This is a genomic window from Paracoccus sphaerophysae, assembly GCF_000763805.1.
In the GTDB taxonomy this organism is placed as follows: Bacteria; Pseudomonadota; Alphaproteobacteria; order Rhodobacterales; family Rhodobacteraceae; genus Paracoccus; species Paracoccus sphaerophysae.
Genome location: NZ_JRKS01000038.1, coordinates 1 through 13,384, shown reverse-complemented (window position 1 = coordinate 13,384; position 13,384 = coordinate 1). Strand labels below are relative to the sequence as shown.

Annotated in this window: 12 protein-coding genes and 1 pseudogene; 4 read left to right on the top strand and 9 right to left on the bottom strand. The window is 72.7% G+C overall.

What is annotated here, in order from left to right; translation table 11 throughout:
• Positions 1-121 precede the first annotated feature (121 nt).
• The 3 genes and pseudogenes from IC63_RS11190 to IC63_RS18840 all read left to right on the top strand — a co-directional run.
• A complete protein-coding gene (locus IC63_RS11190; RefSeq protein ID WP_036720347.1) occupies positions 122-496 on the top strand; it encodes an NADH:ubiquinone oxidoreductase subunit NDUFA12 in 375 nt (124 codons plus the stop codon).
• Between the two features lies 1 nt (position 497).
• On the top strand, positions 498-983 hold the full coding sequence (gene mlaD / locus IC63_RS11185) for an outer membrane lipid asymmetry maintenance protein MlaD (protein ID WP_036720344.1): 486 nt from the start codon (positions 498-500) through the stop codon (positions 981-983).
• Positions 980-1,384: pseudogene (locus tag IC63_RS18840) on the top strand (DUF2155 domain-containing protein); the annotation flags it as partial. The gene mlaD and the pseudogene IC63_RS18840, both read left to right, overlap by 4 nt.
• A gap of 47 nt (positions 1,385-1,431) precedes the next feature.
• Here IC63_RS18840 and aat read toward each other — a convergent pair.
• From aat to tkt, 7 genes are all read right to left on the bottom strand, one after another.
• Complete coding sequence (gene aat, locus IC63_RS18835; RefSeq protein ID WP_084115772.1) at positions 1,432-2,202, bottom strand: leucyl/phenylalanyl-tRNA--protein transferase; 771 nt, start codon at positions 2,200-2,202, stop codon at positions 1,432-1,434.
• Positions 2,203-2,270: 68 nt separating this feature from the next.
• Positions 2,271-2,729 (bottom strand): hypothetical protein, encoded by a 459-nt coding sequence (locus IC63_RS11170; protein WP_156965449.1) that lies wholly within the window; start codon positions 2,727-2,729, stop codon positions 2,271-2,273.
• Between the two features lie 60 nt (positions 2,730-2,789).
• Positions 2,790-4,136, bottom strand: a complete 1,347-nt coding sequence (gene accC / locus IC63_RS11165; protein ID WP_036720338.1) for an acetyl-CoA carboxylase biotin carboxylase subunit — start codon at positions 4,134-4,136, stop codon at positions 2,790-2,792.
• Position 4,137: 1 nt separating this feature from the next.
• Positions 4,138-4,647: an acetyl-CoA carboxylase biotin carboxyl carrier protein gene (gene accB, locus IC63_RS11160; RefSeq protein ID WP_036720335.1), complete on the bottom strand. Its 510-nt coding sequence runs from the start codon at positions 4,645-4,647 to the stop codon at positions 4,138-4,140.
• Between the two features lie 49 nt (positions 4,648-4,696).
• Positions 4,697-5,680, bottom strand: coding sequence for a lysophospholipid acyltransferase family protein (locus IC63_RS11155; protein ID WP_084115770.1), 984 nt, complete (start codon positions 5,678-5,680; stop codon positions 4,697-4,699).
• Positions 5,677-6,615: a DMT family transporter gene (locus IC63_RS11150; protein WP_232222592.1), complete on the bottom strand. Its 939-nt coding sequence runs from the start codon at positions 6,613-6,615 to the stop codon at positions 5,677-5,679. Before IC63_RS11150 ends, IC63_RS11155 begins: the two co-directional genes overlap by 4 nt.
• Positions 6,616-6,787: 172 nt before the next feature.
• Complete coding sequence (gene tkt / locus IC63_RS11145; protein ID WP_036720333.1) at positions 6,788-8,809, bottom strand: transketolase; 2,022 nt, start codon at positions 8,807-8,809, stop codon at positions 6,788-6,790.
• Positions 8,810-8,921: 112 nt separating this feature from the next.
• Between tkt and IC63_RS11140 the strand changes: the two genes are divergently transcribed.
• Positions 8,922-10,919, top strand: a complete 1,998-nt coding sequence (locus tag IC63_RS11140; protein WP_052042139.1) for a tetratricopeptide repeat protein — start codon at positions 8,922-8,924, stop codon at positions 10,917-10,919.
• Here the strand turns inward: IC63_RS11140 and IC63_RS11135 are convergent.
• Together IC63_RS11135 and IC63_RS11130 are read right to left on the bottom strand one after the other, a co-directional pair.
• On the bottom strand, positions 10,892-11,824 hold the full coding sequence (locus IC63_RS11135; protein ID WP_156965450.1) for a tyrosine recombinase: 933 nt from the start codon (positions 11,822-11,824) through the stop codon (positions 10,892-10,894). The genes IC63_RS11140 and IC63_RS11135 overlap by 28 nt on opposite strands.
• A gap of 77 nt (positions 11,825-11,901) precedes the next feature.
• A complete protein-coding gene (locus IC63_RS11130) occupies positions 11,902-13,137 on the bottom strand; it encodes a hypothetical protein (RefSeq protein ID WP_052042137.1) in 1,236 nt (411 codons plus the stop codon).
• Positions 13,138-13,384 lie beyond the last annotated feature (247 nt).

Sequence of the window (13,384 nt, the reverse complement as noted above, 5' to 3'; positions counted from 1 at the left end):
CGGGGGCGCGGGGCTGCGCAAGGGCGCCCGTCACTCTGCCGTCATGATGCGGCAAGGTGCTGGACCTCGGGGCGGGATTGGGCGATACGAGGGGCGGATTTTTCGTGCCGGAGGCCCGCCCATGTGGATCGTCGATCGCCTGCTGACCTGGTGGAACGGGCAGACCCTGGGCACCCAGCTGTGGACCGCGCGCCACGGGTCGCGGGTGGGCGAGGACGAACAGGGCAACGTCTATTACCAGACGCCGGGCGGCAAGCGGCGCTGGGTGATCTATAACGGCGAGGCCGAGGCGAGCCGGGTGCCGGTCGAGTGGCACGGCTGGCTGCATTTCACCTATGACGAGCCGCCGACCACGGTGCCGCTGGCCCGCAAGTCGTGGGAGCTGCCGCACCAGCCGAACCAGACCGGCCTGCCCGGCGCCTATCGCCCCGCCGGGTCTCTGTACCGGGCCGAGCCGGCCGCGCGGCGCGATTACGACGCGTGGCAGCCGGAATAAGATGAGCGCGGCAGCGGAACGGGCCGAGACGCTGGTCGGCGCGGCGGTGCTGGCGGTGGCTGCGGGGTTCCTGTGGTGGTCCACTGGCGGGCTCGGTAGCGGCATTGGCGGGGCGGGGCAGGGCAGCTATGCGCTGGTCGCGGCGTTTCCCAACGTGGACGGGGTCGAAAAGGGCACCGAGGTGCGGCTTGCCGGCGTCCGGGTGGGCCGCGTCGCCGATGTGCGGCTGAACCCCGACACCTACTATGCCGAGGCGGAATTGCAGGTGCCCGCGAACATCGCCCTGCCGACCGACAGCGCCGCGCTGATCCAGTCCGACGGGCTGCTGGGCGGGGCCTATATCGAGTTGCAGCCCGGCGGCGCCGACGAGATGCTCAAGCCCGGCGACGAGATCGAGGACGTGCAGGGCGCCGTCAGCCTGCTGACGCTGATGATGAAGTTCGTGGACGCGCAGGCCTCGGACAAGGACGACGAGGCCGGGCGATGAGACGTGCGATCCTTTCCGCGATGCTGGCGCTGGCCGCGCTTCCTGCGCATGCGCAGTCGCGCGGCAGCGGCACCGACATCGCGCCGGGGACCCGGGCGGAATCCGCGGCCCCGGTCTTTGACGGCAAGGTGGCGCGCGGCAAGGGCGCGCTGCTGCGGGGGCTCGACAAGGTGTCGGGGCAAAGCACCGACCTGCCGCTGAACGTGGGCGATGCGGTGCAGTTCGGGCGGCTCGAGGTGCGGCTGGGCGAATGCCGGTTCCCCGAGGACGATCCGGAATCGGACGCCTTCGCGCAGCTGACGATCACCAACTTGCAGGACCGCAAGGCGCTGTTCACCGGCTGGATGATCGCCTCGTCGCCGGCGCTGTCGGCGCTGGACGATGCGCGCTATGACGTGTGGGTCGTGGCCTGCAACGACGGCACCGGGGCGGCGCGACCCGACCTGACCTATGAACCCGACACCGCCGTCCCCGAGGGCGGCGAGGGCGCCGGCCCGGATGGCGAAGGCGCACCGCCGACCGAGGGCACCGGCGGCGAGGGCGAGGGCGACCCCGAACCCGCGGCGGATCCGCCCGAAGGCTGACGCAGCGCAGCCGCCAGCTCCGCGGCGGTTGGCAGCGCTGCGGCGTGGAAATCCGCCCGCACCCGCAGCGCCGCGGCAAGCCGGGCGCGATAGGCGCTGCGGGGGATCTCGGTCCCGCCCATGCTGGACAGGTGCGGCGTCAGATACTGGGTGTCGAACAGCGTGAAGCCGCAGCGCGCCAGGTGATCCGACAGCCACAGCAGCGCCATGCGCGAGCCGCTGCGCTGGGTGGAAAACATGCTCTCGCCAAAGAACGCGCCGGCCAGGGTGACGCCGAAGATGCCGCCCGCCAGCTGCCCGTTGCGATGGACGGCCAGCGCCTCGGCATGCCCCAGCGCGTGCAGCTGGGCATACAGCGACCGCAAGGGCGCGTTGATCCAGGTGTCGGGCCGGTTGGCGCAGTGGCCGACCACGGCGTCGAAATCGGGCGCCTTGTCGGCCGACCAGCCGCCGCGCCGCAGATCGCGGACCAGCGAGCGCGCGGCATGGACCCCGCCCACCGGCAGCACCCCCCGGCGCGGCGGGTCGAACCACATCAGCCGCGGATCGTCGGCGGCCGCCGCCATCGGGAAGATGCCGTTGGCATAGCCGCCGAGCAGCTGGGAAGGGGTGAGCTGGTTCATGTCGTGCGGCATGGACGACAGCCTAGCCGAGCGCGGGTCGGGTGGAAAAGCCCCGGTCGGCGGCCCGTCCGATTGGGGCCTTACGGCCTCGCGGGCAGTTCTGCGACGATGCTGTCCCACGCCGCCCGGGCCCGATCCGAACTGTCGGGCTGCAACGTCTGGGCCACGAGGCGCGCCGGCCAGTAGTCCGGGCCGTGGATGGTTCGCAGGTCCAGCGCGCCGCCACGGGCTGCCCTTGCGAAGGGCAGGATCGCGTCGGGTCGACCACCCGTCACCATGTCCACCGCGCGTCGCATGTCCGCGATTGCGGCGTCGGTGTGGCCAAGATTGGCCTCACGGATCCCGCGTCTCATGTAGATCTGGCCGAACTTGTGAGGCTCGGTCCGAAAGATCGAAAAACGACCCACTGCGACCGCGGCGTTGCACAACCGCAGGCGGGTGGCATCCGGCTTGGCGGAGTTGGCGCAGCCTTTGGACGCCATGGCGGCGGTCATCCCAGGCAGCCAGACCAGCGCAAACAGAACTGCAGCGCCGACCATGAGCCAGAACCGTATCCTGCCGACCGGCAAGGTGTGATCCAACCGTGCCGGCATGCCCGTTCAGAACTGCTGTTCGGCCAGCCAGCGTTCCAGCCAGTGGATCGAATAGTTGCCGCTGAGGATGTCCGGCTCCTCGAGCAGCGCGCGGAACAGCGGGATCGTGGTGTCCACGCCGTCCACGATCAGCTCGCCCAGGGCGCGGCGCAGGCGGGCCAGGGCTTCGTCTCGGTCGCGGCCGTGGACGATCAGCTTGCCGATCAGGCTGTCGTAATAGGGCGGGATGGAATAGCCGTCATAGATCGCGGCATCCATCCGCACCCCCAGACCGCCGGGGGCGTGATACTGGGTGATCCGGCCCGGGCAGGGGGTGAAGTTGGGCAGGCGCTCGGCGTTGATCCGGGCCTCGATGGCGTGGCCGCGGATCGACAGGTCGTCCTGGCAAAAGCTCATCGGCTCGCCCGCAGCGACGCGGATCTGTTCGCGCACGAGGTCGACGCCATAGATCGCCTCGGTGACCGGGTGTTCGACCTGCAGCCGGGTGTTCATCTCGATGAAGTAGAACTCGCCATCCTCGAACAGGAACTCGATGGTGCCGGCGCCGGAATAGCCCAGCTGGGCCATCGCGTCGGCGCAGGTCTTGCCGATCCTGGCGCGCTGTTCGGGGGTTATGACCGGACCGGGCGCTTCCTCGAGCACCTTCTGGTGGCGGCGCTGCAGCGAACAGTCGCGCTCGCCCAAGTGAACCGCCCCGCCCTTGCCGTCGCCGAAGACCTGAATCTCGATATGCCGGGGGCGCTGGAGGTATTTCTCGAGATACACCTCGTCATTGCCGAAGGCCGCCTTGGCCTCAGCGCGGGCGGTGCGGAAGGCGACTTCCAGCGCGGCTTCGTCCTGGGCGACCTTCATGCCGCGCCCGCCGCCGCCGGCGGTGGCCTTGATGATGACCGGATAGCCGATCTCGGCCGCGACGCGGCGGGCGGTGTCCATGTCGGCCACCCCGCCATCCGACCCCGGCACGACCGGAATCCCCAGCGATTTCGCGGTTTCCTTGGCGGTGATCTTGTCGCCCATCAGGCGGATATGTTCGGCCGAGGGGCCGATGAAGGTCAGGCCGTGATCCTCGACCATCTGCACGAAGGTCGCGTTTTCCGACAGGAAGCCATAGCCGGGATGGATCGCCTGCGCGCCGGTGATCTCGCAGGCCGAGATGATCGCGGGCATCGACAGATACGAGGCCGGCGAGGGCGGCGGTCCGATGCAGATCGATTCGTCCGCCATGCGGACATGCATGGCGTCGCTGTCGGCGGTGGAATGCACGGCGACCGAGGCGATGCCCATCTCGCGGCAGGCGCGGACGACGCGCAGCGCGATCTCGCCCCGGTTGGCGATCAGGATCTTGTCGAACATCTTATTCGACGACCATCAGCGGCGTGCCGAATTCGACGGGGGTCCCGTCCTCGACCAGGATGCGGCGGACGGTGCCGGCGCGGGGCGAGGGGATGTGGTTCATGGTCTTCATCGCCTCGACGATCATCAGCGTGTCGCCCTCGGCGACCTGCTGGCCGATGGTGACGAAGGGCGTGGCGCCCGGTTCGGCGGCCATGTAGGCGGTGCCGACCATCGGCGAGGGCACGGCGCCCGGCAGGCTGGCCGGATCGCTGGCCGGCGCGGCGGAGGCCGGGGCCGCGGCGGGCGCGGACGCGGCGGCGGCGACCGGCAGCGCTGCTGCGACCGGGGCGGGCGCCTGCATCATCACCTGCTTGCCATGCTTGGACAGCGAGACGGTCAGCTTGTCGTTGTCGCCATATTCGCGCTTGACCGACAGCTCGGTCAGCTCGTTGCGGTTCAACAGCTCGGCGAGCGCCTGGATGAAGGCGGTATCGCTGTCATGCGGCCGGGTATCGTCGGTGTCGCTCATCTGTCTCTCTGCCTGGGGGCCGTTCTCGGGCGGCGGCTTGCTGGCCGGGTTATAGCGGCTCGCGCCCGCCAAGGGAAACCGTTTCGGGATCGGGTGTACCAGGTCCGGGCGTGCCGGGGCCGGGGCCCGGCAAGGCAGGCTCGCCCTGACCGTCGCCGAGGTTCTTCCAGCGCCGGTGGACCCAGAACCACTGGTCCATATGGGCCGCGACCAGCGATTCGAGATCGTCGTTCAGCGCCTGCATCATGGCCGCCGGATCGCCGGGCGGGACCGGCGGGCCGACCTGGACGCGAAAGCTCAGCCCGTCGGGCTGGCGGATGCCCGCGATGGGGATCAGCAGGGCGTCGTATTTCAGCGCTAGCTCGGCCGGGGTGAGGACGGTATCGCTGGGCAGGCCGAAGAAGCGCAGCGTCCGGCCGTGGCGGTCATGCTGGTCGAAGCCCAGGCACAGCATCCCCCCGCCGCGCAGGAAGCGGATCATGCCGGTCAGCCCGGCGCGTCCGCTGCGCGGGAACAGCGGCTGCGCGATCGCCTCGATCGCCGGGACATAGTGGCGGTTGAAGGCGCGGTTGTTCATCGGCCGGTAAAGCGCGCCGACCGGCCAGCCGCGGGCGGCGATGGCGGCGCGCATGGCGTCGTAATTGCCGAAATGCGCGCAAGCGAGGATCACCGGGCGCTGGGCGGCGGCGGCTGCCTCGAGCGCCGGCAGGCCGGGACCGCAGAGCGGGTCGGTGGCGGTGACATGGGCGGTGAACTCGGCCCCCGAATAGATCTCCATCAGCGCCCGGCCGGCATTGTCGGGGACGGCGCGGGTCAGGCGGCGGACCTCGGTCGCAGGCAACTCGGGCGCGGCCAGCGCCAGGTTGGCGCGGATGCGGCGCCGCCAGCCGGCCAGCGGGCCGACGAGATGGGCAAAGACCCAGCCCATCGCCGGGACGCGACGGTGATAGGGCATCAGCCGCATCAGGCCGATCAGACCCTGAAAGGCGGCGCTGGCGGCGCGGTCGGTCAGCGGGATCGGCGGCTCGGTCATCGGCGGTCCGCGTCGCGCATGGTGCGGGCCTCGCGCGTCCAGACATAGAGGCCGGCGGCGACGATGATCGTGGCGCCGAGGACCGTCCAGCGGTCGGGCACCGCGCCAAAGAACAGCCAGCCCCACAGCCCCGCCCAGATCAGCCCGGTATAGCCGAACGGCGCGACCGCCGCCGCCTCGGCCAGCGAGAAGGCCCGGATCAGCAGCGCCTGGGCGACGGTGCCCAGCAGCCCCATCAGGATGAACGCCCACCAGTCGCCCGCCGCGACCGGCTGCCAGACGAAGGGCGCGACCAGCGACACGCTGAGCGTGGCGATGGTGGTCGACCACAGGATCGAGGTCGCCGTCGAATCGCCGCGCACCATGCGGGTCATGATCGCCCCGGCGGCATAGGTGAAGGCCGCGATCAGCGGCAGGATGGCCGCCGGGTGCAGCACGCCCGCGCCGGGCCGGATGATGATCAGCGCGCCGACCAGCGCCGCGGCGATGCCGAGGATGCGGCGGATGCCGATGCGTTCGCCCAGGAACACCGCCGCGGCCAGCGTGATGAGGACCGGATTGCTGTCCATGATCGCCGTCGCCTCGGCCAGCCCGATATATTGCAGCGCGGTGAAGAACAGCCCGATCGAGGCCACCTGCGTCAACCCCCGCCCGATCTGCAGGACGGGCGAGGCCGAGCGCGCCACGCTGCGCAGCCGCGGGGCGAGGACCGTCAGCACGATGGCGAGGTTCAGCGCCATCCGCATCCAGATCACCTGGCCGGGGTGATAGCGCGCCGTCAGGTGCTTGCCGAGCGCGTCCATCAGCGTGAACAGCAGCACCGAGCCCAGCAGCAGCAGGATGCCGAGCCGCTGGTTCTGCGGCAGGGCAGAGGGCACGCGACGGCCGTCGGCCTCGCGTCCCATCAGCGCCCGGGCTCGCGGCAGCGGGCGCATCAGGCGGCGCTGCAGGCGGGGAGGGCGGTGCCGGCCGCGAGGCCGGACGCTCCGCGGGGGATATTTGGGCAAAGAAGAATTGCGCTGGCCGCGGGCAGGTCCGCGGGCAGGGCGGCGGGCAGGGCCGGGCCCCCGGGCGCCCTTCCGGCGCGGACGGGCGCCCGGTTGCGGGTCACAGGAGGGCCTTGACCTTGGCGACCGTGTCCTCGGGGGTGATGCCGAATTCCTTGTAGAGCCGGTCGGCCGGGGCCGAGGCGCCAAAGCCGGTCATGCCGACGAAATCGGCGCGCTGCCAGTGGCCGCGTTCGCCCAGCAGCAGCCAGTCCCAGGGCTGACGGACTGCGGCCTCGATGGCGACGCGGACCGGGCCTTCGGGCAGGACTTCGGCGCGGTAGGCGTCGTCCTGGTCGCGGAACAGCTCCATGCAGGGGACCGACACGACGCGGGTCGGGATGCCGTCAGCTTCCAGCGCGGCGGCGGCCTTGACGGCGATCTCGACCTCGGAGCCGGTCGCCAGCAGGATCGCCTGCGGCGCGGCGGACGCCTCGCGCAGGACATAAGCGCCGCGCGCGGTCAGGTTCTCGTCGCGGTGCTCGGTGCGCAGCGTCGGCAGGTTCTGCCGCGACAGGGCCAGCACCGAGGGGGTGGTGTCGGTGGACAGCGCCAGTTCCCACGCCTCCGCGGTTTCCACCACGTCACAGGGGCGGAAGGTCCAGGTGTTTGGCGTGGCGCGCAGCATCGCCAGATGCTCGACCGGCTGGTGGGTGGGGCCGTCCTCGCCCAGGCCGATGGAATCGTGGGTCATCACATAGACGACCGGCACCCCCATCAGCGCCGACAGCCGCATCGCGCCGCGGGCATAGTCGGTGAAGCACAGGAACGTCCCGCCATAGGGGCGGAACCCGCCATGCAGCGCCAGCCCGTTCATCGCCGCCGCCATGCCGTGTTCGCGGATGCCGTAATAGACATAGCGCCCGGCCCGGTTCTGCGCGTCGAAGACGCCCAGATCGGCGGTCTTGGTCAGGTTCGACCCGGTGAGGTCGGCCGAGCCGCCGATGGTTTCCGGCAGAACCGGGTTGACCGCCGCCAGCACCATTTCCGAGGCCTTGCGGGTGGCGACCTTGGGCGTCTCGGCCGAGGCCTTGCGTTTCACCTCGGCAATGGCCGGGGCCAGCGCCGGGTTCGCCTCACCCGAGACGCGGGCCGCGAAGGCGTCGCGCTGGTCGGCGGGCAGGGCGTCGACGCGGGCGGCCCACGCCTCGCGCGCCGCGGCCCCGCGCTGGCCGATCTGCAGCCAGCGGGCGCGGATGTCGTCGGGGATATCGAAATCCGCATGGTCCCAGGCATAGGCGAGCCGGGTCGCCTTGATCTCGTCCGCGCCCAGCGGCGAGCCGTGCACGCCCGAGGTGCCGCCCTTCTTGGCCGAGCCGTAACCGATGGTGGTGCGGCAGGCGACCAGCACCGGGCGGCCGTCATCCTCGCGGGCGGCGGTCAGCGCGCGGTCGATGTCGGCCGCGTCATGGCCGTCGCAGATCAGCGTGCGCCAGCCCGAGGCCTCGAAGCGCTTGATCTGGTCGGTCGAATCCGACAGCGAGACCTTGCCGTCGATGGTGATCCCGTTGTCGTCCCACAGCACGATCAGCCGGCCCAGCCGCAGATGCCCGGCCAGCGCGATGGCTTCCTGGCTGATCCCCTCCATCAGGCAGCCGTCGCCGGCGATGACCCAGGTGCGGTGGTCGCACAGCTCCTCGCCGAACTCGGCCCGCATCTTGGCCTCGGCCATCGCGAAGCCGACCGAGGTGGCGATGCCCTGGCCCAAGGGGCCGGTGGTCGTCTCGACCCCCTCGGCATGGCCGTATTCCGGGTGGCCGGCGGTGATCGCGCCCCACTGGCGGAAGTTGCGGATCTGATCGAGCGTCATCTGCTCGAAACCCGTCAGGTGCAGCAGCGAATAGATCAGCATGGACCCGTGGCCCGCCGACAGGATGAAGCGGTCGCGATCGAACCAGTTTGGCGCGCTGGCGTCGAATTTCAGGTGCTTGCCCCACAGCACGGTGGCGACGTCGGCCATGCCCATCGGCATGCCCGGATGGCCTGAATTGGCGGCCTCGACGGCGTCCATCGACAGCGCGCGGATGGCGCTGGCGAGGCTCCAGTGATCGGGATCGGCAAGGCGGCGTTCGGTCAACGGCATCAGAGCGCTCCGGCGGAAAGGGGTCGGGTCGGTGATAGGCAGACCCCGCCGCGGTTGCAAGGCGCGGCGGGGCTGCGTAAGGCGAGGGGGCAACGGGAAAAGCGGCAGGACCATGGCGGGACAGCGCGGCAAGGCGCGGCAGGCGGTGCCCATCCTGGGCTATCGGCGCGACCGGGTCGGGGCGCGGCTGATCGGCATCCTGAACGTGCTGCGGTTTCGGGCGCTGTTCGGGACGGATGCGGCGCGGTTCATTTGGGTGTCCGAGCGCGACGGCCCCTATCCCGACCTGGCCGATCCGGCCGAGATCTTCGACCCCGCGTTTCTGAAGGACGTCGTCGAGACCGTGACCCGTGCGCCGGACCAGTCGGGCCGCGCGCAGCTACGCCAGGCGGCGCAGGGCGACGCCGTCGACCGCTTTGCCGCGCGCCTGGCCGAAGGGTCGCTGTGGGCCTGCGACGCGGCCTTCGACATCATCCGGTTCAAGGACGAGCGGGCCGATGCCGTGGCCCGGCAGGTGCGCGGCCTGACCGGGTCGCTTGCGCTGTCGCCGCCGCTTGCCGCGGCTCGGGCGGCCGCCAGGGCGCGGCTGGCCGCCGCGGGCAGCGGCGAGCCGGTGGCGATCCATCTGCGCCGCGGCGACATCCTGGATGGCGATCCGTGGTCCTGGCAGGCCTGGCCGTCGAAATACGCACCGGACGATTACTACCGGGCGTTTCTGGACGGCGTGGGCGGCCCGGTCATCGCCTTCAGCGACACCCCTGCCGCGATCACGCACCTGGCGGCGGGCGATCCCCGGATCGTTCCGGTGGGTGACCTGATCGATGGGCAGGCGCTGACGACCGCGCAGCGGGATGTGCTGGAAATCCTGCTGATGGCCGATTGCGCGCGGGTCGCCGCGCCGGCGTTCAGCGCGTTTTCGCAGGCGGCGCATGCCGTTGGCGGGGTTACCGTCGTGTCGCTGCCGCAGGGGCTGGCGCCCGCGGCGCGGCAGGACGCGGACGCGGCGCTGCTGGACCGGGCGATGCGCCGGCATGGCAGCTTCTTCGCCCCGGGCGACCTGGCGCAGAGCCTGATCCATGTGATGCCCCACGCCGCGGCCTCGGGCGCGGGGGCGGCGCTGGTCGACAGGTTCGCGCGCAAGCGCGGGTTCCTGACCCGGTTTCCCTTCGTCGCCAGCGCGCTGGCGGAACTCGCCAGCCGGGTGGACCGGCGCGACACCGCGGCGGCGCTGACCGAGGGTCTTGCGGCCAATCCCAAGGCGACCCCGCGCGACCGCAACCTCGGCGCCCAGGTCAGCGGGCTGATAACGGCGGGATCAGGGGGCGCGACGGGCAGCGAGGGCTGGGACTACCTCACCGACCTGTTCGCCGGGCGCCGGGCCGACGGCCCGGTGATGCCGCGGCTGGGGGCGCTGGTGCTGGGCGCCGAGGGCGCGGTCGGCCGGGCGCTGGGCATGCCGGAGCGGTTGGCGCAGCATCTGGCCGGTGCGTTCGCCGGGGCGGACGGGCAGCAGCTGCTGCCGGCCTGGGCCCTGCAGCAAGGCTGGGTCGAGCTGATCCAGATGGACGAGATGGCCCGGCGGGTCCGGACCCGGCCCGCGATCGGCATCCGGCTGGGCCCGGCGGCGGCCGCCCTTGCGGCGGCCGAGGCGGACAGCGGCGGGGCCGCGCCGTTGCAGGATGCGGCCCTGCTCGGCTGGGCGGCGACGGGGCTGGTCATCCACAACCGGCTGGCGCGGGCGATGCGGCTGCTCGAGGCGATCCTTGCCGCCGATCCGGGCGATGCGATGGCCGCCAAGCGGATGGCCGACGCCTGTTTCGCCGCCGGCAACCAGAAGGCCGCGTGGCGCTGGATGGACCGCGCGCTGGAAACCGATCCGGCAGCGCCGCTGATCCACCTGTCGGTGGCGGCGCGGCTGGCGGGGCTGGGGCACACCCCTTCTGCCCACGCCCGCAACCCCGATGCGGGCTCGCCCCAGGGCAAGCGCCAGCGCCGTCATCTGCGCCGCGCGGCCGAACTGGCGCCCGACCTCGCGCTGGTCGGCAAGCTGGACCGGCATCTTCGGGGCCTCGGCGCCCGGGATCAGGCGGAACCGTCCGCCAAGGGGTGATGGCGCAGCACCAGTTCGCGCAGCCGCGCGTCGAGGACGTGGGTATAGATCTCGGTCGTGCCCAGATCGGCGTGGCCGAGCAGGGTCTGGATCGCCCGCAGGTCGGCGCCGCCTTCCAGCAGATGGGTGGCGAAGGCGTGGCGCAGCACATGCGGCGTGACCTTGCCGGGCGGCAGCCCCGCCGCGGCGGCCAGCCCGGCCAGCATGGCGTGGAAGGCCTGCCGCGTCATGTGACCGGCGGCGCCGCCTGCCGGGAACAGCCAGCGCGCGCCGTTGCCGGCGACCAGCCGGCCCAGCGGCGTGTCCCGCCCGGCCGCGTCGCGGATCGCCAGCCAGCGGTCCACGGCGATGCGGGCCGGGCCGGTCAGGGGCACCATCCGCTCTTTCCCGCCCTTGCCGCGGATCAGGATCACCTCGGGGTGGCCGCGCAGCGCCGCGACGGGCAGCGCGACCAACTCGCTGACCCGCATGCCGGTGGCGTAGATCAGCTCCATCGCGGCGACGTTGCGGGCGCGGTCCTCGGGCGTCGCGCCGTGGTCCTGCGCGGCCAGCAGCAGCTTCCCGACCTCGGCCTGGCTGAGCACCTTGGGCAGGCGCTGGCTGCGGCCGGGGCCGGACAGGCGGATCGCCGGATCGTCGTCGCGCCAGCCCTCGTCCAGGGCAAAGCGGGTGAACTGCCGGATCGCGGACAGTCGGCGGGCGCGGGTGGCGCGGGACAGGCCCTCGGCCTCGCAGCGGCCGAGGTAATCCTCGATCCCCTCGCGGGTCAGGGCGGTCAGGCCGATGCCGCGGGCGGCGGCAAAGGCGGCGAGATCGGCCAGATCGCCGCCATAGGCCAGCACCGTGTTCCGCGCCGCCCCCGCCTCGGCCGCCTGCGCGTCCAGGAAGGCGCCGATGCGGCGCATGTCCTCGGCCGCGCCCACCCGGTCGGGCCGGGCCTTGGGCCGCCCCCGGCGCCGGGGCGGCTCGGGGGCGCTGCCGCTCACCGGCGCAGACCGCCGAGATGGGCGTCGAGCAGCAGTTCGACCGCCGCCTGCAGCGCGACGTCGCGCTGGCCCAGCTCGGTCATCTGCCGCAGGCCCGAGGCGGCCCGCGCGGTGTCGCCGTCCAGCGCCGCATCGACATCGGCGATCGCCCGGAGCAGCGCGAGACCACGGCCGCCCGCGGGCGGCTCGGGCAGCGGCGGGGCCGCCAGCGCCTGGGCATAGGCGGCGCCCGGGCTGCCCTCGGGAAAGCGGGGGCCGTGATAGGGCGGGGGCGCGCCCTCCGGCGCCCGCGGGGCAGGGGAGGTCTCGGGCGCCGGGTGATCCTCGGCCAGCGCGACCAGCGCGCGGTCGGCGTCGGGCAGCCGGGCGGCGCCCGGCACCGGCACCCCGGCCAGCAGCCGCAGATGCGCGGCGGTTTCGGCCGCGGCGCCGTCCAGCCCGGCCGAGGGCAGCCGCGGCGCGATCAGACGGGCCAGCGCGGGCAACAGCCCGGCCTGGCCGAAGACCGGCTCGGCCTGGGTCAGGGCGGCGGCCAGCGCGGCGCTGTCGCCGGACCCCAGCGCGGCGTCCAGCTGCTGATACAGCCCCGCCCGGTCCCATATCCCGCCCGAGGCCGCCGGCTGCTGGGCCAGATAGGCCTCGGCCAGCCGCGCCGGATCCGTCGCCCCGGCGCGGACCAGCCGCTCGGCGGCCTCGATCTGCGCCTTCCAGCCGCTGCTGCCGTCGATGTCGGCCCAGGCAAAGGCGAGCGGCAGCGGGCCGGTCCCCAGAGGCTGTCCGATCGCCTCGAACAGGCGGAATTCCAGCGGCGTTACCGAGGTCGGATCGGGCAGCGCGTCGGTCAGGTCGGCGCTGCTGTCGTCCAGAAAGCGTTCCAGGAGCGCCACGGTCTGCGGCGCGATCAGCGATTCGTCGCGGGCGCCGTGCAGGGTCAGCGCAGCCGCCGCCCAGTCGCCGGCCTGGGCCAGGCAATAGACCCGCGCCGCGAGCCCCGGGGCCAGCCCCGGCCGTTCGGTCATCTTGCGGCAGGCGGCGGTCGCGTCGCCTTCGTACAGCGCGAGGTCCAGCATCCGCGCAAAGCGGTCACCATCGCCGGCACCCGCCGACAGCAGCAGCGCCTGCGCCTCGGGCAACAGCCCCAGCCCGATCAGCCGGTCGACGCGGGCGAGAAACAGTCGCCCCTCGTCCCCCGCCGCGCTGCCGGTGGGGGGCGCAAGCTGGGCGGTCAGCATGCGCGCCAGCAGGGCGCGCGTCGCGGTCAGCCGGGGCCGTCGCCACCAGCGCCGCCGTGCCGCGGGTCGGCGTGACCCGACTGTCGGACGGCAACCCCGACACGCGGGGGGCGGTGCCGGCCGGGGCGGCGGGGTCGCCCCGCGCCCTGTGGGGCCCGGCCCCTGCGGCCGCCCTCCCCCAGGCCCTCGCTGGGGCCCCCCCCCCGCTGGCCGCGCCCGCCGCCCCGCCGCCGCGCATGCCTCTGCG

Bases quoted from the DNA above. Each gene is read 5' to 3' on its own strand.
- IC63_RS11135 (WP_156965450.1), bottom strand. From the start codon at position 11,824: ATGCGCCGCATCGGCGCCTTCCTGGACGCGCAGGCGGCCGAGGCGGGG.
- IC63_RS11150 (WP_232222592.1), bottom strand. From the start codon at position 6,615: ATGCGCCCGCTGCCGCGAGCCCGGGCGCTGATGGGACGCGAGGCCGAC.
- IC63_RS11140 (WP_052042139.1), top strand. From the start codon at position 8,922: ATGGCGGGACAGCGCGGCAAGGCGCGGCAGGCGGTGCCCATCCTGGGC.
- IC63_RS11130 (WP_052042137.1), bottom strand. From the start codon at position 13,137: ATGCTGACCGCCCAGCTTGCGCCCCCCACCGGCAGCGCGGCGGGGGAC.
- accC (WP_036720338.1), bottom strand. From the start codon at position 4,136: ATGTTCGACAAGATCCTGATCGCCAACCGGGGCGAGATCGCGCTGCGC.
- IC63_RS11155 (WP_084115770.1), bottom strand. From the start codon at position 5,680: ATGACCGAGCCGCCGATCCCGCTGACCGACCGCGCCGCCAGCGCCGCC.
- accB (WP_036720335.1), bottom strand. From the start codon at position 4,647: ATGAGCGACACCGACGATACCCGGCCGCATGACAGCGATACCGCCTTC.
- IC63_RS11170 (WP_156965449.1), bottom strand. From the start codon at position 2,729: ATGGTCGGCGCTGCAGTTCTGTTTGCGCTGGTCTGGCTGCCTGGGATG.
- IC63_RS11190 (WP_036720347.1), top strand. From the start codon at position 122: ATGTGGATCGTCGATCGCCTGCTGACCTGGTGGAACGGGCAGACCCTG.
- aat (WP_084115772.1), bottom strand. From the start codon at position 2,202: ATGCCGCACGACATGAACCAGCTCACCCCTTCCCAGCTGCTCGGCGGC.
- mlaD (WP_036720344.1), top strand. From the start codon at position 498: ATGAGCGCGGCAGCGGAACGGGCCGAGACGCTGGTCGGCGCGGCGGTG.
- tkt (WP_036720333.1), bottom strand. From the start codon at position 8,809: ATGCCGTTGACCGAACGCCGCCTTGCCGATCCCGATCACTGGAGCCTC.